Source organism: Marinobacterium stanieri, assembly GCF_900155945.1.
GTDB lineage: Bacteria > Pseudomonadota > Gammaproteobacteria > Pseudomonadales > Balneatricaceae > Marinobacterium > Marinobacterium stanieri.
Genome location: NZ_FTMN01000022.1, coordinates 1 through 1152, shown reverse-complemented (window position 1 = coordinate 1152; position 1152 = coordinate 1). Strand labels below are relative to the sequence as shown.

Annotated in this window: 2 protein-coding genes; both read right to left on the bottom strand. The window is 50.8% G+C overall.

The features are described from left to right. Positions 1 to 764 (bottom strand): hypothetical protein (locus BW956_RS22375; RefSeq protein ID WP_217695163.1); only part of this gene is annotated, 764 nt, incomplete at its 3' end. 119 nt (positions 765 to 883) lie between these two features. Continuing rightward, the coding region (locus BW956_RS22520; RefSeq protein WP_175612070.1) for a hypothetical protein at positions 884 to 1152 on the bottom strand (269 nt) is incomplete at its 5' end.

Here is a 1152-nt window from a genome sequence, read left to right as displayed (position 1 = left end):
GTGCCGTCGGTCTCATCAGGATCGGTGCCGGTACCATCGGTTTCATCATCTTCACTGCCGGTATCACCGTCAGAGTTGCCGGTGTCTTCACCCTCTCCGTCTGGGTCTTCAGGCTCAGGTTCTGGGAAGTCGTAAGGGCCTAATTCGGTTTGATCACCGGTAGCCATGGCGTTATAGGCGCAGTAGTACATGCCTTCAAAAAAGCACATACCGGGGCTACTGCAGGTCTTAGGTTCATCAGCAACGCTAGCGGTTGTGATCTTGTAACCACAGGAGTCATAACCGAATTCGGTATTACTGCCGTTAAGATCAAGACAGGCAGCTTTTGAAGAAGCCCACCCATCAAACATCTGGAGAGAGCCAGATTCAGGGCAAGATATAATTTCTTTTGAACAAAAATGATTGGGGTTCGATGCATCTGCTTCTGAACATGTTCTTTCATATACATAGATAAAATGAACCCAGAAATCAGGCTTTCCACTAGCATGGTATCCACACTTGTTACCATCGGTTCTTTTTGGAAATGATCTTGAGTCATGAGCGTAGAACTGCTGACAGACTTGATCGACTGATTGACCAAAAGCCCAATCTTCGGAATATGGATTATTAGAAGAGCTATAAGCCCTGTAATACGCGTCACCGGCTTCATAAGAAAAAGCATGAGAAGGAAGAAAGCCAATACAGAACGCCAGCAAAGGCGCAAATAACCAGTTACCCCAATGGCTGGAGAAATTGGGTTTCAAATAGCGAAGGAAAGGGACCATAGAGAACACCATAGAAAAAGGGGCCGAAGGGCCCCCTTTAGTTCAGGCTATCCGGCCGGTATACCAACCAAACATGAATGAGCCCCACCAGAGCATGGCCAGGCTCAGGGTTAACGCCATTAACGCTTGAGCAGGCTGTAGATGATGCCGAAGCCAGTGATCAGCAGGACCACACCCAGAAGACCGGCAATCACCAGCTCTGTACTGACGCCGGTCGCGTCATACGCCGCCGTGATCTGGCTGTTCTGATCCGCTGTCAGGGCAAAGGCCGGCGCGGACAGGATAGCCGCGCCTGCGGCGGTTGCTGCACCGGTTGCCTTGGCCGCGAAACGACGCAGGCGGGAGGGTTTAGCCTGGACGAATTGGCCAGCGGTGTTTTGTTGCATTT